This is a genomic window from Allobaculum fili (assembly GCF_020969955.1).
In the GTDB taxonomy this organism is placed as follows: Bacteria; Bacillota_I; Bacilli_A; order Erysipelotrichales; family Erysipelotrichaceae; genus Allobaculum; species Allobaculum fili.
This window is the reverse complement of record NZ_JAHDSX010000006.1, coordinates 21,496-41,367: the sequence shown is the minus strand read 5'-3', so window position 1 is coordinate 41,367 and position 19,872 is coordinate 21,496. Positions and strand designations below refer to the sequence as shown.

The window sequence follows — 19,872 nt, the reverse complement described above, 5'->3', positions numbered from 1 at the left end:
GCGTGATATCGTAATGAAGATATGAAAAGGAGAATCCTGAATGCTTGACTTGAAATTTGTCCGTGAAAACCCGGATCTCGTTAAAGAGAACATGGAAAAGAAATTTCAGCATCATAAACTGCATCTTGTAGATGAAGTGATCTGCAACGACGCAGCATTGCGTCGGACGCAGCAGCAGGCTGACGAACTTCGCTCGAAGCGCAAAAGCAATTCGAAGAAGATCGGCATGCTGATGGGACAGGGCAAGAAAGAAGAAGCCGAAGCTGCAAAACTCGAAACGGCAGCACTTGGCGATCAGATTGAAGAACTGTCCAAAAAAGAAGAAGAACTGCGCCAGGCCGTTACCGACGCCATGATGCAGATTCCAAATATGATTGATCCCACTGTCCCAATTGGTAAGGACGACAGTGAAAACGTTGAACTCGAACGCTTCGGTGAACCGGTTGTACCGGATTACGAAATCCCCTACCATACCGACATCATGGAATCTTTTGGGGGAATTGACCTCGATGCTGCACGCCGTGTAGCTGGCAACGGTTTCTATTATCTGGTTGGCGATATTGCCAGACTCCATTCCGCTATCCTCTCTTATGCCCGCGACTTCATGATCGACCGCGGATTTACGTATGTCATCCCGCCTTACATGATTCGTTCCAACGTCGTAACCGGCGTTATGTCCTTTGCTGAAATGGACGGTATGATGTACAAGATTGAAGGCGAAGATCTGTATCTGATCGGAACTTCCGAACACTCCATGATCGGCCGCTTCATCGACCAGATCATCGACGAGAAAGAACTGCCTTATACGCTCACTTCCTACTCCCCTTGCTTCCGTAAGGAAAAAGGCGCGCACGGTATTGAAGAGCGCGGCGTATACCGTATTCACCAGTTCGAAAAACAGGAAATGATCATCGTCTGCAAACCGGAAGAATCGGCTGACTGGTTCGTTCGCCTGTACATGAACACCGTAGATTTCTTCCGTACGCTCGACATTCCCGTACGTACGCTTGAATGCTGCTCCGGCGACCTCGCGGATCTGAAATGCAAATCCGTAGACGTTGAAGCCTGGTCTCCGCGCCAGAAGAAATACTTCGAAGTCGGCTCCTGCTCCAACCTCACTGATGCGCAGGCTCGTCGACTGAAAATCCGTGTCAAAGACGAAAACGGCAAGAAGTACTTCGCCCATACGCTGAACAACACTTGCGTAGCGCCTCCGCGTATGCTGATCGCCTTCCTGGAAAACAATCTGCAGGAAGACGGAACTGTCCTCATTCCAGAGGCTCTGCAGCCTTACATGGGTGGCAAGAAAGTACTCGTTCCAAACAAAAAGAAATAAATTTGAAATCCTTCGAAAGAAGGATTTTTTTTCATTTTCAGGTGCCGGTTCAAAAAGAAAAGCCGTACCCCATACGGAGCACAGCAAGAATGAAGATGCGTATTTTCGAGCTCCATTTTACTGGGCTGGAGTGGCAGAGGGCTCCATGTTCGTCGCTTCGACGTACGTCATATCCATCACCAGTTCACCGTTATCATTTCGACGCAGCCGTCCGGTTACATTGGCGTCGCAGTTGCCAAAAGGAATCGGGAAGCCTTCCAGAATGATGTATTTGCTGATGTCGGAATTCCACAACACGACGACATTATTTCCCGCTTTATCCTGAATGGTCGACTGCGGAAGCTTGCCGTCGACGGTGATGAGCTTGCCCGATCCTGCCAGAGAATCTGCGTCTTCCCACGCCTGATCCACCGAAATAATATGGTCCTGAACGGTGGCTTTAGCATCCGCAAGCGGATCGTCTTCGGATGAAGAAGACGAGTTTTCCGACGATTGATCCTGCGCGGACGAGTCTTTGGAATCGTCGTGAGACGAAGACGCATCAGCCAGTGGAGATGCCTTGATGTCGACCGTGACGGTATTGGAGGTGACTCCGTTTTGCGTAACAGAGATCGTATACGTTCCCGGTTTCATTGCCTGGAATTTCAGTTTTCCATCTTCGATCCAGGATTCTCCGCCGGAGATCTGGACGGCGTTCGGATCGATCCGGGTCTGGATCGGTTCCGTCTGGTAATCGATCAGAACCGTCTGACCGGTGATCATATTCTGTCCGTCTTCCACGTTCAGATGAATCACGCTGATCAGATTCGAGCAGGCGCCCAGAACGAGCGCGGCGGCTGCGATCAGCAGGACATGCTTCAGTTTGTTTACCATGGGTGTTCCCTTTCTTCAGTTTCTTTTTTCTTCTTTTCCTTCGTGTCGAAATGGGTGCGCTCAGATCCGCGTTCGGACTGGATTGTCTCTTACGGCTTGGGGATCTGCGTTTGCCGCCTTCTTCGATCAGAAATTCAGATTGCCAGAAAATGACGGTGACCGGATTTCCCGCTGCCTTCATTCGGCTTGCCCATTTGCGGTCAATCGGTTGTCGTCATTGAAATTGTCTATTTCTATTGTCTCGTATGTGCGGTGAATCACGGATTCCTTTGATCGGAATTGTTTATTCTCTACCGCTGGATTGCCGGTATTTCCTTTTTGGAAGGATTCGAGATAATCCTCAGATCCGGAAAGCCCCCAGACGAATTTCACGTGAAATCTGAATTTCCGATCGCGTCAGGCTTACTCCCGCTTCAAACAAAGAAAGGAATTTCAAACGTATTTTCAGAGGATCAAACTTGCCGCCCGGAAGCCAAAGGGCTGTCCTTAAAACCTGGCGGCATCCGGCAGATCGTCACGCCCAGCCAGCGTCTGGTCCTAGGAGATTGATAAACAATTCAGTTGCCAAATCGCCTTTGAATTTGCTATTCTTATTGAGCTACTGCAATAGCATCCTGCTAACCGTGTCAGGTCGGGAACGAAGCAGCACCGTGCTGGCTCTGTTATGTGCAGTAGTTTTTTTGTGTTCGTTTGGCGGATCCCAGTTTCATTGGGGTCTGCCTTTTTTGTCTGCCCCTCTTTTGGGAAAGTCATTCCTTTGGCATGGAGTCCTTTTGGTATCATGAACACATGAACAGATTGAGCCCAGAAGAAAAGATGATGAAAAAAGCTTTACGGCTTGCCCGTAAAGCGGAAACGGAAAATGAAGTACCTGTCGGAGCCATCGTCGTCGATGAGAACGGTACGATCATTGGCCGCGGATACAATCGACGTGAGAAAAGACAGAGTGTGACCGAACACGCCGAACTCATGGCGATTGCCTCTGCGTGTCGAAAGCTTCATTCCTGGCGGCTGGAAAACTGTTCGCTGTATGTCACCCTCGAGCCGTGCGTGATGTGTTCCGGGGCCATCATTCAGTCCAGAATCGCTCACGTATATTACGGTGCGAAAGATCCGAAAGCCGGCGCCGTGGATTCGGTCGTTTCCCTCTTTGAAGTCCCTCAGTGGAATCACCATCCCGAATGGACCGGGGGTATTCTGGAAGAAGAATGTTCGACGATCCTCAAGAATTTCTTTCGCAGACGAAGAGAGGAAAAGAAGAAACTGAAGGCTCTGGCCAGACAAAATGCACTGCCTTCTGAGCCAGACGTTCGAAGAGATGAAAGTAGGTCAGAGAACGTCCTGGATGGAGACTCTTCCATCTTTGTTTATTTGCCTGTCCTGAATTCTGCCGAGGACAGAAAACGGATCGATCCGATTTTAAAATCCGATCCGGATCTCAAGGCAGAAATGGATATGCATACGAAATCTGAAAATCCCAAATCACAGTCCGATCAATGGCCGATGGCCGATCGTCAAGGAAAGGAGTGATCTGAATGTCCTATCAGGCTCTATATCGAAAATACAGACCGGCTTCTTTTGACGAAGTGGTAGGCCAGAAACACATAGTCCAGACGCTGAAAAACGCGGTGGAGAAAGATCGTATCGCTCACGCCTATCTGTTCTGCGGACCGCGCGGAACCGGTAAAACGTCGATCGCGAAAATCTTCGCACGTACGCTGAACTGTACGGGAGAACACAAACCCTGCATGGAATGCGAAAACTGCCGGGAATCTCTGAACGGTTCCCATCCCGATATTGTGGAAATTGATGCCGCCTCCAACAACGGCGTTGATGATGTCCGCGATCTGATTGAACGTGTCGGCTATGCCCCGCTTTTAGGAAAATACAAAGTCTACATTATTGACGAGGTTCATATGATGACCGCAGCAGCTTTTAACGCTCTGCTTAAAACCATCGAAGAACCGCCTGAACATGTGATTTTCATCTTTGCGACAACCGAACCGAATAAGGTTCTGGCTACAATTCTCTCCCGCTGCCAGCGATATGATTTTTCCCAGGTCAGCGAGAAAGATATCCTGCATCGACTCCAGGATGTCTGCAAATCCGAACAGATTGAAGCGGATGAGGATGCTCTGGAACTGATTTCCGAACTGGCGAGCGGCGGTATGCGTGACGCTCTGTCGATTCTCGACCAGTGCGTTGCCTATGAACCTGATCATCTGACACTGGAAGCTGTCCGCGAGATTTATGGTGTTGTTCAGACCGAAGAACTCGGCAAGATCATTGAACAGCTCAATCCGGAACAGGCTTCAGAAACGATTGCCTTCGTGGAAGATATTGAAGCACGCGGCTTTAATCTTAAGCGTTTCACAGCCGATCTGATCGGTCTGCTCAAGGATTCCCTGATCTATGATCTGGCTAGCGGGACTTCCCTTCTTTCGGAACGAAAAAAAGAAGTCATTAAGAAGTCGCTTTCCCCAGTTCCCAGTTGGAAACGAATTCAGATGCTTAACGAGCTGATGAACGTCTATAACAAGCTCGGCTATGCATCCAATATGCTCGACTACATTGAGACGGCCCTGCTGAAATCCGCATTTTCCGTACAGTCCGCTTCTGCAGTATCCAATCGTCAATCACATGATCAGCCACATATGGCTGCAGGCCAAATCTTACAAAAAACGGAAAATCCCATTCCTGCTCCGGTGAAACCTGCAAAAAGCCCTAAGGTAAGTAAGAAATCCGACCTGGCCATGCTTTTTTGGAATTCTGATGTTTCACGTGAAACAATGGGAAAAGAGAAAAATCCGAAATCTGAATTCAGATTAGAGGAAGATTTTCTTCTTTCTCTGCTCGTCGGCGCTTCGAAAACGATCCGATCGGAAGATGAAGGTCATATGAATGATCTTCCGAAATACTTTGAAGACGTGGATTGGGGCAAATTTGCGAACGCACTGAAGGGTTCTAAGATCGTTGCCTCAGCCGAGACGTACATGCTGGTAAGTGCACCGCATATGCTGGAACGAGATCATATCAATGCTCTTCAGAATGAAGATGGCTTTGAAGAATTTACCAATCAGTGGCTGGGCCATCCGAAAAAGCTGTTTTCGCTCGCAGAAAACGATCGAGTGACTCTTCTGCAGACATTCGTTAAGCGATCCAAGGAGAAGACGCTGCCAGAACCGGCGAAAATCGAAGTCTCCCTGGCCAGTTCCGAACCGGAAGAATCCCTTGAGGAATCTTTAAAGGCCCGTTTCCCGGACCTGGTTGTCCAGGATGACTAATTCCCTGCTGAGTGGTCATAAATCGCCTCAAATGGCGCATAACGCCTTATAGAGCGTCTGAGCACACTGTAAAAATCAGATTATGATCCGATCTGCTCTTCTAAAAGCTTTGAAAAGACATAACACAGCCTTTTCTGGACCTTGAAAAGAAGAAATCAGATCGGAAAATCATAAATGCGGAACGTTTGGATCAAAACAGAGAGAAAAAACCGGCACAGCAGCTGAGAAAAATCAGGTCGCTGTTCCCTGCTCTGTTAGTAACAAAAAAACAAAACGACAAGCCGATGGGATCCGTTAGGAATCCGTCTGCAACAGCAACAGAAATGAAAAGAACAAATAGTCTGGTGTATCGGAAAATCCGATCGACGAGAAATAACAGACCGATCGAAGAACGCGGCTAAAAATCAGTTTCCCAGCCGATTTCTTACGATCATCCGAAAATCAGATAAACAGGAACAAGGAGGAACTATGTATCCAGTCAGCTTTGAGAATCTGATTCTGGAACTTCATAAACTGCCCGGTGTTGGTATGAAAAGTGCCGAGAGAATGGCGTTTGCGATTCTTGGCTGGGATGAAGACCAGAAAGAACAGATGATTCAGGCATTTAAGAATGCAGCCAATCTGAAGCACTGCAAAATCTGCGGAAATCTTACAGAAGGAGAAATCTGCGAAATCTGTAAAAATTCAGATCGCAATCATCACCAGATCTGCGTCGTTCAGAATGAGAAAGATCTGTACGCAATCGAAAGTATTAACGAATACAACGGCGTGTACCACGTTTTACACGGAACCATAAATATTCAGAAAGGAATTCTGCCCGATCAGCTGAATATTGATGCGCTGGAAGATCGGATCACTGATGAAACGGAAGAAGTCATCCTCGCACTTGATCCTACGCAGGATGGAGAAACGACTTCGCTTTATTTGAGCCGTCTGCTTTCAGATCGAGTTCTGGTCACCAAACTGGCCTCCGGCATTCCATTTGGCGGAAAACTCGACTATGCGGATGCAAAAACGATCGCAAAAGCCTTTGATGGACGTAAAAAGGACGATATCTGATCATTCCTATACGAAAATCCGATTAAAAACATTATTCATATGGAATTCCTACATAAATAGGAATAATCCTATTCATAAAACTTACGTTTTGGGAAATTCATATTCTAGAAGAAGGAAAAGAAACGGGAATTTCAGCGAAATTGGTCAATTCATATCTAAGATAAGAAAAGCAGGGGATCACCTGGACTAACCAGAGTGAATCCCCTGCTTTTTTCATAGGAACAGGGAAATAGAGGAAAATGAAGGATTCCATGCAGCTGGTATCAAATCTGAATGATCATACGATCGGAAATAAAGCAAAAAAAGCCATATTTCATTAAACCTGAGCAATCATATGAGAAGGATATAAATGAAAAAAGCAGATGAAAGACAGAAAATCAGAATTTATGAATATCAGAAATTCTTGCAGATCAAAGAATTCCAGAAATATGAAAAGGCAGATCAGAGGGAGAAAAGAAATTTTCCAGAGAATATGAAAATCTGAAATTGGAAAAAGAGAATAGGATAGAAAGTAGGAATGAGCGAAATCAAATATCGGAAATTCATAAAAAGAAAGAAAGGAACGGAAGAGCAAATCTGAATATCCTATTTCTTTCCAAATTGTTTCTTCTTTGATATTTCACAAAATATCTGAACAGTTATCCAAAAATCAGATCGATCCCATCCCATATGAAATCTATTTCTGAAATTCCTATTATTGGAATACGATGATATCTGATTTCAATATGAATTTTATGGATTTTAGCGGAGACCAAAATAACAATATTTCTCATTCATATGAAAACGGAGGTTTTCAATTCCGTGTACTCGCTTGGACTTTTTTCCAAAGAATTTGAATTTATGAATATTCATACGAAACAAAAACTTTCCTGTCGTGCAAGTTTTCCCTGGAATATGTCTTGATACGATTATCATATTCTCATTCCTCTACCTTATTTTTTCACAATAGGATTTCCTATAAATTGGTTGATGAAAATTGAGTTTGTTTTCATTCAATCTCTTTTACTTTAGAAGAGTTCTTCAATTTCCGATACGCATTGTAGCGTGTAAAATGGACATGGATATGAAATTCATCCGTATTTCATATTTCTTCTTGTTTTCAAAATGATTGTGCTATAATCGCCCATGCGTACGGTCTTCTGCACTATCTGAACCAGAGATCGTAAAGAAAAAAGTTTTTGCGAACTCTGGAAAGGCGGTGAACCCCATGGCAGATGATCATTCCCCAATTGACGTCTATTACGATATGGATATTGCTCAGATCTGCGCGCATTTCGGAAAATCGAGAAATACAGTGGATAAAGCCGTCGCTAAACTAGTTCGTAACTATCCAGATGCTGGATGGAAGTATAAAAATCCAAAAACCAGGCGAATTACGATTAAAGCGGACGGCGTAGAAGTCCTTTCCACGTATTTTCGAAAGGAAAAGCACGAAGTTTCGGCCGTAGAATCGGAACTCCGTATGGAAATTGAAAAACTGAATGCGATTCTGGACGAAAAAGATAAAACAATCGCCAATCTGGAAATGCTTTATCAGGAACGGCTGAAGCTCGAAATGGATAAAGCGAGGCAGACCTACCTTCTCGAACAGAAATCAAACGAAGATACGATTTCCGAACAGAAGACCATGCTCGATGATCAGGCAAAACTGATTGAAGAACATGAAACAAAAATTTCGGATCTGGAATCTGAAAATCAGAAATTACAGGAAACGAAGTCGAAAACAGAAGAAGCCGAGCGGCAGCTGAAATCCGAAATGGAAGATCTTCGAAAATCGAAGGAAGAACTCGAAAAGACGAAAGAAGACTACAGAAAAAAAGAAGAAGAATACAATTCGAAATCCTTCTTCTATCGTTTGACACATAAATTTTCTTTAAAATAAATCCTGAACTGCACGGGCGAGCTTGCTCATGCAGTTTTTTTCATACTGGAGACCAGCTCTTTCAAGAATCTGATTGAAAACGGAAATCCCATCATGGTCTTTTCTGTATTCATATTCAATTTCATAATCCGTATGCTTTGGAAAATGGGTTTCATCCAGAGAAAGTTCTGCATTTTCCAGCTGGGTAATCCGGCGAATGGTTTCAAAAGTTACAAAGGGATGCAGCTCAATATCGCCCAGACCGATTTTTTCCAGCATCCAGCTGCGATCTTCCGGATCGAGCTCACTGACAGTCGGCGCGCTGACTTCCTTTTCATATTCATATTTCGTAATGGAGTCCAGCGGTTTTTTGATCGTCAGATTGTATTTTCCTTGCGTTTCACGGATTCGGCAGGCAAATCCGTGCGCCTTGAGCGCCTGATCGGGTGTGTCGTAATACGTATTGATCTGAAGTCTCTGCTCATCGCAGGGAATCAGAGTACAAAGCTTTTCATAATTATCTTTTGTTAAAAGCACTTTCAGTTCTCGTTCTTGATCGGACATAAGGAGCCTCCTTTCACCATGATACAATCAAAGAACCCAAGGAGATATTGAATTGAAGTTCACTGTTTTTTCCCGTTTTGACGGGTATTCCAGAAAACTTAAAGCGGATCTTGAACAGATAATACTGGAAGATCTCCACTGGATTCTCGACGCGGACCATCCCGATCTTTGCATTTGCATCGGCGGAGACGGAACGATCCTGCGCGCGATTCAGAAGTATAAGGAACAGCTTGATCATCTTCTGTTTACCGCCATTCATACCGGTACATTAGGCTTTTTTACCGATTACACAAAAGATGAGATCGACAGTTTTCTTGCCGATCTGCGCGAACTCGATCAAAACGGTTCTGTCATTGAAAAGTATCCGATGATCGAAGCCTGCCTTTCGGATGGGCGCATCTTTCGAGGGCTCAATGAAATTCGAATCGGCTCTTTTTTAAGTACCGTTCGCTTTGATGTTCTGATCGACGGAGAGTTTTTTGAAACGACCAACAGCTGCGGCATCTGCGTATCGACGCAGGCGGGAAGCAGCGGCGCCAACCGCTCTCTTGGCGGTGCGGTTGTAGAAAACGGACTGGATGTTCTGGAAATTACGCAGATCATGCCCGTCAGTCATGCCAATCACCATTCCTTTGTCTCTCCTTACATCATGAATAAAAACCGGGTTGTCACGCTGAAAGGGAAGTCGCTGGAAGAATCCATTCTTTGCTGCGACTATTTCGAAACGCCCAAACTCACCGATATCGACTGGGTAGAAATCCGGCTTTCTGTGCAAAGCGTCCGATTTGCCAGACTTCGTCCTTATTCGTATTTAAAAAGACTGAGAAACCTCTTCTGATCTGCAAATGGTTTTCGCAGACCGGCTGAGATTCTCAGTCTTTCTTTTTCTTGTTTCAGCTTTTCATTTCAGCTATTCATTCCGGCTGTTCGTTCCAATTGTTCATTCGGACAGTCCGATGAAGAAGTTCAGACACGAATTTCGGATTCATGCGCGCGGTAACGGCGCTGTTGGCGATCGGAATCGTTACGGTTCTTTCGATCTTTTTCAGCGGCGTGCGGATGTTCGGGATCCGGCTGACGAAGTTGGTCGATAAAACGGCGCGTTCCTTTCTGAATTTTCTGGCTGATTGTCTTCCAGGAATAGCGGCGGAAGCGAATGGTCTTCTTCGATCGCGGCGACATATTGAGAATGACGCCAAACAGAATGAAGTAGGAAAGCGTGGACGATCCGCCGTAGGAAATGAGCGGCAGGGTAATGCCGGTAATCGGAACAAGGCCGACGATCATGCCCAGATTCTGGATCTGCTGATACAGCAGCATGGCAATCGCGCCAATCATGACGAGCCGGTTAAACGGCACTTTGGAATTGTAGGCCATTTTGCAAAGGTACAGATCGAGCCACATGCAGACGAACAGGATATACGTCGTTCCCGCCAGGCCGAAGCACTGGCCGAATGCTGCGAAAATAAAGTCGGTGTGCGCTTCCGGAATCGAAATGATGGAAGCCTGCAGACCATGCCCGGTCAGACCGGCGGAGCCTAAAGAGAGCAGGGCGGTATATAGCTGGTTGCTCGATCCCAGCATATTGCGTTCCGGATACAGCCACGCGTCAATTCTTCGAATCTGATAGGAAGAGAAGACCGAGGAAAGGAAATCCGGATTAAAGAAATAAAGCAGGAAAAAGCCGCCAAGAAGAACGGCTACAAAGCCCAGCGCGATCCAGATGTACATTTTCCGAATGCCAGAGCAGAGCAGAAGAACGAGCAGAGTGAAGCCGATAATGATGAAGACGCCGGTATCCGGTTCGAGAAGAATCAGAATCATCGGAAGCAGAGCCCAGTGAAGAATTTCCATGAACATTTTCATATCATCCTTCACCGTTGGATTTGGATGTTCCGCCTGAAAGGAAGATATGATTTGCGAGGTTTTCAGAATCAGAACGACTTTCATGAACTCCGAAGCCTGAAAGGAACCGATGCCCGGCAGCTGGAGCCAGGAATAGGCGCCGTTGACGGCACTCGCAAAGGGCAGGGAATGCGAGGTAAAGCGAAACAGAAGCTTGGAAGCCAGCAGATAAAACAGAATGCCAAGCAGTATTTTGTAAGCCATGGGCAAATATTCCATGACCTTTTTATTGGTAATGCGGGTGATCAGATACATCGTCGCAAACCCGACTGTGTACCACAGAATCTGCCGGCGCAAATAGGATTCGCCAGATCCGGTCCGGATCAGGTTGAAGGCGTTATACAGTGCAAAGCAGCTCGTAAAGAACAGGACGAGAAGGATGAAAATAAAGCCGAAATCCAGAGAAAACGTTCGTTTTCCAATTTGAATATTCTGTTTCAAAAAATCTCCTCCTTCCTTAAGTTGTGATTCAGTATACCATACCCGCACCGATCGCATGGCCCCTCCAAAAAGAGACAAAACCGGGCTGGAAGTGGGAGCCTGCAGGGGGACTTGTACGGTTTGCTATAATAATGCGAAAGACCAAAAACGCGAAACCTAAAAATGAATGCGAAACATTTCGCGCATGGAAAAATACTCGAACGCTTTAAAGAAAAGGACCTGATCCTTCCATCCGGCCAGGTCAGAACCGACAGGAAAGCCGTCGATGATTCGAGTGCAAGGAACAGAGAAGACAGATAACGAATATGGATAAGATCGATAAATCAAAATATACCCCCATGATGCAGCATTACCTGCAGCTCAAAGAAGAAAATCCCGATGCGATCCTGATGTATCGTCTCGGCGATTTTTATGAAATGTTTTTTGACGATGCCAAAACGGTTTCCCGGGAACTGGATCTCGTTTTAACCGGACGCTCCGCCGGCGCGGAAAAGGCACCGATGTGCGGCGTGCCGTTTCGCGCAGCAAAATCCTATATTACCCGTCTGGTAAAAAAGGGCTATAAAGTCGCGATCTGCGAACAGCTCGAAGATCCAAAAGAAGCCAAGGGCCTTGTGGAACGTGGAATCATTCAGATTGTGACGCCGGGAACGCTGCTCGAAGAAGAAAACTCCAAGCGCTCTCTGAACTATCTGGCGGTTCTCGCTTCCGATCACCTTCATATTCTCGTTCTGCTTTGCGAACTGTCGACAGGCGAGCTGCGCTTTACGCAAATGGAAAAATCCATTACCGCCGTTCGCTCCCTTCTCAATGAACTGCAGGTCAAGGAAGTCGTCGCCTCCCGAAAGCTCGATAAAACGTGGCAGGCCGCGCTGAAAGCCGATGAGGATCTGACGTTTTCCATCGGATCGCCGGCGCCGCTCACACCGTTTGATGAAAGCCTGATTCCGTATCCGGACAAGCTGATCGAACAGGCGCTCTCCCTGCTGACCGGCTACCTGCAGGCGACGTCCATGCAGCACGCGGACCATCTGATGAAGATGACCCCTCTCTTTCCGGAAGCCTGCATGATTCTCGATTCAGAAACCCGCATGCATCTCGAACTGACCCGTTCGAGTTCTTCCTCTTCCAAAGCCACTTCCTTATGGGAATTCATGGATCATACAAAAAGCGCGCAGGGCGGCCGCCTGCTGCGCGAATGGATTGAAGCCCCGCTCCTTTCGGTCGGAGAAATTACGGCCCGTCAGGATGCCGTACAGACGCTGCTCGATCAGTTTCTGATCCGCGCGTCTTTACAGGATCATCTTTCCTCCATTTACGACCTCGAACGTCTGGCAGCGCGCATTAGCTATCGCAGCGCTTCGCCTCGAGACGTTTTGCAGCTGAGTGCCTCGCTTGAACACGCGGCGCCGATTCTCGATCTGGCTTCGTGCCTCGACAGCTTTCCGATGATTCAGGAAGTCGACAACTGTCAGGATCTCTACATGCAGATCAAGGACGCCATTGTGGCCGAACCGCCTCTGTCCACCAAGGACGGCAACTATATTGCGGACGGCTACGACGCCGAACTCGATGAGGTGCGCCGTCTGGTCACGTCCAGTGACGAGGCGTTAATGGAACTCGAAGCGAGAGAACGCGAGCGGACAGGCATTAAAAATCTGAAAATCGGCTACAACCGGGTATTCGGCTATTATGTCGAAGTTCGAAACAGCCAGCTTTCGCAGATTACGCCGGATCTTGGCTATACCCAGAAACAGACACTGGCCAACAGTGCCCGTTTTACCTTTGATGAACTGAAACAGCTCGAAGATAAGATTCTGAACGCGCAGGAGCGGAAAATCGTTCTGGAAGAAGAACTGTTTTCCCGCCTGCTGGAAACGATCAAATCCAGACTGGCGGATCTGCATCAGCTGTCCAAGGCGCTCAGTCTGATCGATGTTCTCGTCTCGCTGGCTGATCTGGCGGCGATGCAAGGCTATGAACGTCCGGAATTTACCCAGACGCGCAGCGTGGAAATCGTCGAGGGCCGTCATCCGATTCTCGATGAGCGCATGCCTTCCTTTGTCTCCAACAACTGGACTATGGATGAAAACTGCGACATCTGCCTGATTACCGGTCCGAACATGGGCGGTAAATCGACCTGGCTGCGCCAGAACGCGCTGATTGTGATCATGGCGCAGATCGGAAGTTTCGTTCCGGCCAGAAAAGCCAAGCTGCCGGTTTTTGACCGCATCTTTACCCGCATTGGCGCCAGCGACGACCTGCTTCAGGGCAAGTCGACGTTCATGACGGAAATGATGGAAGCCAATAACGCACTGCGCCACGCCACGAAAAACTCGCTGATTCTGTTTGACGAAATCGGCCGCGGTACCGCCACGTACGATGGCATGGCGCTTGCCCGGGCGATGCTGGAATATCTCAGCGGCGCCATCGGCGCGAAAACGCTGTTTTCCACCCATTATCACGAACTGACGGAACTCGAAGAAACGATCGATAATCTGCGCAATGTCCACGTTGACGTGCGCGAAAACAAAGGCAAAATCGAATTCCTGTACCGCATTGTCGAGGGCAAAGCGGACAAATCCTATGGTATTCATGTCGCGAAGCTGGCCGGTCTGCCGAAAATTGTCATCAACCGGGCGGACGATCTGCTCCACGAATTTGAAGCCGATTCGCCGGCCTCCAATATTCCATCCAGTCTCTTTGTGATGGATCCGGAAGATCTGGACCGCATGGCGCTGATCGAAAAAATTCAGAAAATCGATCCCGACAGTCTCTCGGCCAAAGAAGCGCTCGACATTTTGTATCGCCTCAAGCAGGAAGCCGACAAGCTGAGCTGATTTCCAATTTTCCGCTTCAGACAGGGAAATTTGATCCGCTGTTCTGGCCTTACAATTTACGCAAGCCGGTCTGCGATTCCGGACCGGCTGCTTTTTTACCTGAAATGGAGAAACACACGATTTTATAAATCGAAACCAATAGAAATACAGACAGAAACCCGAGAAGGAGGGAAGGGACATGGGAATTATTCATGTACTCGATGAGCAGCTGACCAATATGATTGCGGCTGGCGAAGTCGTCGACCGGCCGGTGAATATCGTCAAGGAATGCGTGGAAAACGCGCTCGATGCCGGTGCGGACTCCATTGATATTGAAGTCTTCCAGGGCGGCATCGATGGCGTCATCGTGACCGATAACGGCTGCGGCATGAGCTTTGATGATGCCCGCATGGCGTTTGAGAGACATGCCACGTCCAAGATCCAGAGCGAAGATGAACTGTTTTCCATCTCCACTATGGGCTTTCGCGGCGAGGCGCTCCCTTCGATCGCTTCGGTTGCCCGCGTCAGCATGACGACCGCCGATGTCCATGGCGGTACGCGCATTGTCTTTGACTACGGCGAACTGATTTTGCATGAACACGCGGACGTACCGCAGGGAACGCGAATCGAAGTGCGCGGTCTGTTTTTGCATACGCCAGCCCGTTTTAAATATTTGAAAAAGCCGAACTATGAATTCGCGGTCATTGCGGATGCGGTCAATAAAATCGCGCTCGCCCATCCGGAAGTCCGCTTTACGCTGCGCCATGACAATCGTCTGATTTTTCAGACGACCGGCAAATCCAACCGTCTTGAAATTCTCTTTCAGATGTTTGGCCGCGACGCTGCCAGCAAAGCCGAAGCGTTTGAAGCATCCAGTCCCGACTTCAAAATCAGCGGCTACGCGCTCCAGCCGTCCGTCAACCGTGCGTCCAAATCCTATATTTACCTTTGCCTGAACGGCCGTACGATTCGTTCCTGGCCGATTGTCAACGCGATTGTCGAAGGCTATCGCGAATTCCTGCCCAGGGAGCGCTATCCGGTCTGCTTCCTGAATATCGAAACGGATTTTCAGCTCGTCGATGTCAACGTGCATCCAAACAAGCTGGAAGTGCGGATTTCCAAGGAAGAATATCTGGCTGATCTGATCAAAACGACGATTCAGTCGCTGTTTGAAGAAAAAATTCAGGCGCCCGAGATTCAGAATCCGGCTGTGCACCAAAAGGAAACGTATTCCATGGAGCCCCTTCCCGGAACGATGGTAGTCCAGGAAAACCGCGTGCGCGACTACGGAAAGCCGGCTGCATCTGCGTATCCCGCCGGATCCGGTGCGCCCCGTATGGATCGAAAGCCTTCCGCACCGTTTGGCTATCCGGCCGGAGCGGTTCCGCCGCGCACCGATTCAAAGGGCCAATCAGCCGCCACGGCAGCTTCCAGAGAAGAAGCCCCGCAGCGCTCCGGCACCAAAGCATCGGCAGATGCAGAGCTTGCCTTTCTCAATTCGTCCTTTCTCAATCAGGCGCAGAAAAAACTTTCCGATCTGACCGCCAGCGACACGCCCGCTCAGACCGCTCCGGTGAATCCCCAGAATCCAGCCGGAGAAGATCTTTCTCCTGTGCAAAATCCCGTTTCACAGACTTCGGTCTCTGCTGGTGAAAAAACACTTTTGAATTCTGGGGAGGAAAGAGCCGAAAACGCCTCTGCCAATCGTCCGGAAGAAAGTGCGGCTTCAGGCCGTCCTGTGCAGGAGCGTACGACGCCTGACTATCCGCAGGGAACTGCGGATCCTGCCGAATGGGCAGCCCGTCAGGACGCCCGCGGCATTGGCTATCTGGATACGCTGCGTATTATCGGCCAGCTTAAGGATTCCTACATCGTCTGCGAAGACGACGAAGGACTCGTCATTATCGACCAGCATGCGGCCCAGGAGCGCGCCAACTTTGAAAAGATTGCCAACTCCTTTGAACAGCCTTCTCCCTACATGCAGCCGCTGATTCTTCCCATTTCCAAAACCGTTCCGGCGTCGCTGATCGCAATGGTCGATACGCTCAACGAAAGCGTCGGCCGTTACGGACTGCACTTCGACGTGCTCAATAGGTCGCTGGTTCTGCGCGAAATTCCGGGCTGGATGACGAACATGAACGCGGAAAAATTTGTCGATGATCTGCTCGTCTGGTTTGCCTCCCACAAGGATGTGAACATGCAGGAACTCCGTCGTCATATGATCGCGACGATCGCCTGCCATTCTTCCATCCGCTTTAACCACCGGCTTTCGATGGAGGAAATGAAAAAAGTCATTGAAGACATGAAACACTGCCGCCAGCCGTATCATTGCCCGCATGGCCGCCCGACGATTATCCGGCTGACACTGAAGCAGCTGGCCAGGGAGTTTGAACGTGCATAAGGTGATCGCAATCGTCGGCCCGACGGCTTCCGGAAAAAGCTCCATTGCGATTGAAGCGGCCCGACGGCTCAATGGAGAAATCATTTCGGCGGATTCGATGCAGGTGTACAAAGGCATGGATATCGGCACCGCAAAAATTACGCCTCAGGAAATGGAAGGCATTCCCCATTCTCTGATCGATATCGAAGACATCGATACGCCCTGGAATGTCCGCAAGTTCCAGACGCTCTGCCGTCAGAAAATTGAAGAAATCTGCGCAAAAGGCAAAGTTCCGATTCTTTGCGGGGGAACGGGACTGTACGTCAAAGCCGCGCTTTACGACTACGAATTTGAAGACGAATCGGAAAGCGAAGAAGATCAGAAACTGACGGCTGAGCTCGAGACGAAAACGAACGAAGAACTGTACGCGCTTTTGCAGGAACTCGATCCGCAGGCCCTGGAAAAAATTCACATCAACAATCGCAAGCGTCTGCTTCGCGCCGCTTTCATGGCCCGCTCGGGAAAAACAAAATCCATGCGTGAAAACGGGCAGAAACATGAGCCGATTTATGATGTATATATGGTCGGTCTCAAAGCGGACCGCGCCCTGGAAATTGAACGCATCGACCGCCGCGTCGATCAGATGTTTGATGCCGGACTTGCAGACGAAGTACGTGCACTCTTTCTTTCCGAGAAAAGCCGCACGTATAACAGCTTTCAGGCCATCGGGTACAAGGAATTTGCGCCGTGGCTCAAGCGTCTGGAAGACGATGAAAACGGACAGAGTACAAAAAAGCTGACCGAAGCGGAAAGCGAAACGATGCTTCAGTCCATTCGAGAGCAGATCAAGGTGCATACGCGGCAGTACGCGAGACGGCAGATGACCTGGTTTAATCACCAGATGCCGGTGCACTGGTTTGATCCGGCCAATAAGCAGGCAATCTTCGATGCGCTGGAGGACTGGTATGGAAAAGACAAATCCATTTAAGCGGGCATCCCTGCTTTACGGAAAAGAAGGGCTGGACGCCCTGAAAAACGCCTGCGTGATCGTCGCCGGATGCGGCGGAGTCGGTTCCTTTGCGATTGAATCGCTCGCGCGCAGCGGCGTGGGCAGACTTGTGCTCATCGATAAGGACGTAGTGGAAGAAACGAACATCAACCGCCAGCTCTGCGCCCTGCAAAGCACGATCGGCCAGTATAAGACCGACGTCTGGAAAGCGCGGATCGCGCAGATCAATCCGGGCTGCGAGGTCGTTCTCTTTACTGGCTGGTACGACGAAAACATGGACGAACAGCTCCTCGAACAGAACCCGGACTATGTGCTCGACTGCATTGATTCCATCGGCTCCAAAAAGGACCTGATCCGTTTCTGCCTGCGCGAAAAAATTCCGCTCATTTCCAGCATGGGCATGGCCAGACGTCTTGACCCGTCCAAAGTGGAACTCGTGGAACTGGAAAAGACGGCCGGCGATCCCATGGCGAAAATTCTTCGCCTGTGGAAGCGCAAGAGCCGGATTCGCGGCAAGATCATGACCGTCTGCTCGAAGGAAATTCCGATGGCCATGCCAGAAGGCGAACCGCTGCCTTCTTCGATTTTTGTACCGTCAACCGCCGGCATTCTCATGGCGTCGCGCTGCGTCAGCGATCTGCAGAAAAAGGCGCTCCCGAAGGCAGAAAAAGAACCTGCCGCTTCGATGGGCGAGTAAATCCGATTATCCATGGATTTCCCGGTCTGAGAGATCGTACGTGTGCATGGCCATAAACAGGCAAACGCACAAAAAAGTAAATTCAAAAAACAAGATCAAACCAATACAATCGTTTCATCTTCTTTGCTTCATCCCCAGATAAAAAATGACTTCCCCAAAGGAAGGAAAGGAAACCTAAAACTGAATGAACGAACTGACAATCCAAATTATTCTGCTAGTTGTTCTCCTGCTTCTGTCCGCTTTTTTCTCCTCGGCGGAAACCTCGCTAGTCGCTGTTTCACGCATCCGCATCCGTACGCTTGCGGATCAGGGCAACCGACGGGCGAAAATACTGCTTCAGATTTTTGAAAACGAGCCGAAAATGCTGTCGGCAATTCTGATCGGAAACAACCTCGTCAATACGTTCCTGGCCTCTCTGTCGTCCATGATCGCCTATCGATTCGGCGGCTACGCCGTGTCGATCGCGACCTTTCTGATCACGTTTCTGATCCTGGTCTTTGGCGAGATCACCCCGAAAACGCTGGCGACGATCAGCTCGGAAAAGTTCGCGCTGATGTACGCGCCGATTATCCGCTTTCTCATGCAGATTCTCACGCCGGTCATCTGGTTCATCAACATTTTCTCCGGTCTGATCCTGCGCATGTTCGGCGTAAAGGGCAGTCAGAAAAACGCCCAGATTACCGAAAGCGAACTCCACACCATTCTGGATGTATCGCATGAAGAAGGCGTTATTGAAGCAGACGAGCGCGATATGATCCGCAACGTGTTTGAGTTTACTGATGCCAAGGCGCGCGAAATCATGGTCCCCCGCGTCCATGTGACGTCCGTTCCTTCGAGCATCACCAGCCAGGAGCTCAAGCAGATTTACGATCGCGACCACTTTACGCGAATCCCGGTGTATGAGGACAATCCGGACAACATTATCGGCATCCTCAACATGAAAGATCTTATTTTCCACGATCCCGATGAACCGTTTGATCTCAAGAAAATGCTTCGCAAGCCGTATTTCACGATTGAAAACAAGGGCATTAACGAGCTTCTTGAAGAAATGCAGAAAGACCAGTACAACATGACGATCGTGCTCGACGAGTACGGCGAACTGGCCGGCATTCTGACGGTCGAAGACATCATTGAGGAAATCGTCGGCGAAGTGCAGGACGAATTCGACGCTTCGGAAAATGAAAACATCATTCAGGTCGGTCCTGGCCGCTACAAAGTGCGCGGCTATCTTTCCCTGCACGATCTTAACGATGCGCTGTCGCTGCATCTGGACAGTGAAGACTACGATTCGATCGGCGGCCTGCTCATTGAAAAGCTCGGCCGTTTCCCGACGCTTGGCGAACTCGTCCAGCTTGATGACGGACTCAGTGTCCGCGTAACGTCCCTGCACAAAAACCGAATCGAAGAAGTCATGCTCATGATTCAGGATCCCAACGCGCAGACCGAAGAAAAGAGCGCTTCAAAAGAAGAAGCCAAACCCGAACCTTCCCAGGAAAAATCCGGCGAAACGGATCGGAAAAAGCAGAAATAATCCGACTGGCGATTAAGCGTATTTTTCCAAGAATAAAAAGACCATCTGAACTTTATATATCATACAAATGGTCTTTTTTTCATGGTCGGATTCCAAAGCGGAATCCGACCGAA

Annotated in this window: 15 protein-coding genes and 1 other RNA gene; 13 read left to right on the top strand and 3 right to left on the bottom strand. The window is 48.7% G+C overall.

Annotation, left to right across the window (positions count from 1 at the left end; genetic code table 11):
- Positions 1-40 precede the first annotated feature (40 nt).
- Positions 41-1,336, top strand: coding sequence for a serine--tRNA ligase (serS, locus tag Afil_RS02595; protein WP_230266961.1), 1,296 nt, complete (start codon positions 41-43; stop codon positions 1,334-1,336).
- A gap of 117 nt (positions 1,337-1,453) precedes the next feature.
- On the opposite strand, the gene Afil_RS02590 is transcribed toward serS, so the two are convergent.
- On the bottom strand, positions 1,454-2,209 hold the full coding sequence (locus Afil_RS02590; RefSeq protein WP_230266960.1) for a hypothetical protein: 756 nt from the start codon (positions 2,207-2,209) through the stop codon (positions 1,454-1,456).
- Positions 2,210-2,799: 590 nt separating this feature from the next.
- Here Afil_RS02590 and ffs point away from each other — a divergent pair.
- The 6 genes from ffs to Afil_RS02565 all read left to right on the top strand — a co-directional run bounded on the left by ffs (position 2,800) and on the right by Afil_RS02565 (position 8,434).
- Positions 2,800-2,897: signal recognition particle sRNA small type (ffs, locus tag Afil_RS02585), an RNA gene on the top strand.
- 101 nt (positions 2,898-2,998) lie between these two features.
- Positions 2,999-3,739, top strand: coding sequence for a tRNA adenosine(34) deaminase TadA (gene tadA / locus Afil_RS02580; RefSeq protein WP_353887465.1), 741 nt, complete (start codon positions 2,999-3,001; stop codon positions 3,737-3,739).
- 5 nt (positions 3,740-3,744) lie between these two features.
- A complete protein-coding gene (gene dnaX, locus Afil_RS02575) occupies positions 3,745-5,493 on the top strand; it encodes a DNA polymerase III subunit gamma/tau (RefSeq protein ID WP_230266959.1) in 1,749 nt (582 codons plus the stop codon).
- A gap of 468 nt (positions 5,494-5,961) precedes the next feature.
- Positions 5,962-6,552: a recombination mediator RecR gene (gene recR / locus Afil_RS02570; RefSeq protein WP_230266958.1), complete on the top strand. Its 591-nt coding sequence runs from the start codon at positions 5,962-5,964 to the stop codon at positions 6,550-6,552.
- 349 nt (positions 6,553-6,901) lie between these two features.
- A complete protein-coding gene (locus Afil_RS11095) occupies positions 6,902-7,036 on the top strand; it encodes a hypothetical protein (protein ID WP_255658161.1) in 135 nt (44 codons plus the stop codon).
- A 723-nt stretch (positions 7,037-7,759) separates the two neighbouring features.
- Complete coding sequence (locus tag Afil_RS02565; protein WP_230266957.1) at positions 7,760-8,434, top strand: coiled-coil domain-containing protein; 675 nt, start codon at positions 7,760-7,762, stop codon at positions 8,432-8,434.
- Here Afil_RS02565 and Afil_RS02560 read toward each other — a convergent pair.
- Positions 8,426-8,977, bottom strand: a complete 552-nt coding sequence (locus Afil_RS02560; RefSeq protein WP_230266956.1) for a CYTH domain-containing protein — start codon at positions 8,975-8,977, stop codon at positions 8,426-8,428. The two genes, Afil_RS02565 and Afil_RS02560, sit on opposite strands and share 9 nt — an antisense overlap.
- A gap of 52 nt (positions 8,978-9,029) precedes the next feature.
- Here Afil_RS02560 and Afil_RS02555 point away from each other — a divergent pair, with 52 nt between their 5' ends.
- Complete coding sequence (locus tag Afil_RS02555) at positions 9,030-9,815, top strand: diacylglycerol kinase catalytic domain-containing protein (protein ID WP_230266955.1); 786 nt, start codon at positions 9,030-9,032, stop codon at positions 9,813-9,815.
- A 128-nt stretch (positions 9,816-9,943) separates the two neighbouring features.
- On the opposite strand, the gene Afil_RS02550 is transcribed toward Afil_RS02555, so the two are convergent.
- Positions 9,944-11,323, bottom strand: coding sequence for an FtsW/RodA/SpoVE family cell cycle protein (locus tag Afil_RS02550; protein WP_230266954.1), 1,380 nt, complete (start codon positions 11,321-11,323; stop codon positions 9,944-9,946).
- 305 nt (positions 11,324-11,628) lie between these two features.
- Here Afil_RS02550 and mutS point away from each other — a divergent pair, with 305 nt between their 5' ends.
- The 5 genes from mutS to Afil_RS02525 all read left to right on the top strand — a co-directional run bounded on the left by mutS (position 11,629) and on the right by Afil_RS02525 (position 19,759).
- Positions 11,629-14,163 (top strand): DNA mismatch repair protein MutS, encoded by a 2,535-nt coding sequence (gene mutS / locus Afil_RS02545; RefSeq protein ID WP_230266953.1) that lies wholly within the window; start codon positions 11,629-11,631, stop codon positions 14,161-14,163.
- Between the two features lie 178 nt (positions 14,164-14,341).
- On the top strand, positions 14,342-16,543 hold the full coding sequence (gene mutL, locus Afil_RS02540) for a DNA mismatch repair endonuclease MutL (RefSeq protein WP_230266952.1): 2,202 nt from the start codon (positions 14,342-14,344) through the stop codon (positions 16,541-16,543).
- Positions 16,536-17,510 (top strand): tRNA (adenosine(37)-N6)-dimethylallyltransferase MiaA, encoded by a 975-nt coding sequence (gene miaA, locus Afil_RS02535; protein ID WP_230266998.1) that lies wholly within the window; start codon positions 16,536-16,538, stop codon positions 17,508-17,510. Before mutL ends, miaA begins: the two co-directional genes overlap by 8 nt.
- On the top strand, positions 17,488-18,228 hold the full coding sequence (locus Afil_RS02530) for a tRNA threonylcarbamoyladenosine dehydratase (protein ID WP_230266951.1): 741 nt from the start codon (positions 17,488-17,490) through the stop codon (positions 18,226-18,228). The genes miaA and Afil_RS02530 overlap by 23 nt, the downstream gene beginning before the upstream one ends.
- 184 nt (positions 18,229-18,412) lie before the next feature.
- Positions 18,413-19,759 carry a hemolysin family protein gene (locus tag Afil_RS02525; RefSeq protein WP_230266950.1) on the top strand — a complete coding sequence of 449 codons (1,347 nt, stop codon included), beginning with the start codon at positions 18,413-18,415 and terminating at the stop codon, positions 19,757-19,759.
- Positions 19,760-19,872 lie beyond the last annotated feature (113 nt).

Bases quoted from the DNA above. Each gene is read 5' to 3' on its own strand.
- tadA (WP_353887465.1), top strand. From the start codon at position 2,999: ATGAACAGATTGAGCCCAGAAGAAAAGATGATGAAAAAAGCTTTACGG.
- Afil_RS02560 (WP_230266956.1), bottom strand. From the start codon at position 8,977: ATGTCCGATCAAGAACGAGAACTGAAAGTGCTTTTAACAAAAGATAAT.
- mutL (WP_230266952.1), top strand. From the start codon at position 14,342: ATGGGAATTATTCATGTACTCGATGAGCAGCTGACCAATATGATTGCG.
- Afil_RS02530 (WP_230266951.1), top strand. From the start codon at position 17,488: ATGGAAAAGACAAATCCATTTAAGCGGGCATCCCTGCTTTACGGAAAA.
- Afil_RS02590 (WP_230266960.1), bottom strand. From the start codon at position 2,209: ATGGTAAACAAACTGAAGCATGTCCTGCTGATCGCAGCCGCCGCGCTC.
- Afil_RS02525 (WP_230266950.1), top strand. From the start codon at position 18,413: ATGAACGAACTGACAATCCAAATTATTCTGCTAGTTGTTCTCCTGCTT.
- recR (WP_230266958.1), top strand. From the start codon at position 5,962: ATGTATCCAGTCAGCTTTGAGAATCTGATTCTGGAACTTCATAAACTG.
- Afil_RS11095 (WP_255658161.1), top strand. From the start codon at position 6,902: ATGAAAAAAGCAGATGAAAGACAGAAAATCAGAATTTATGAATATCAG.
- mutS (WP_230266953.1), top strand. From the start codon at position 11,629: ATGGATAAGATCGATAAATCAAAATATACCCCCATGATGCAGCATTAC.
- serS (WP_230266961.1), top strand. From the start codon at position 41: ATGCTTGACTTGAAATTTGTCCGTGAAAACCCGGATCTCGTTAAAGAG.
- dnaX (WP_230266959.1), top strand. From the start codon at position 3,745: ATGTCCTATCAGGCTCTATATCGAAAATACAGACCGGCTTCTTTTGAC.
- Afil_RS02565 (WP_230266957.1), top strand. From the start codon at position 7,760: ATGGCAGATGATCATTCCCCAATTGACGTCTATTACGATATGGATATT.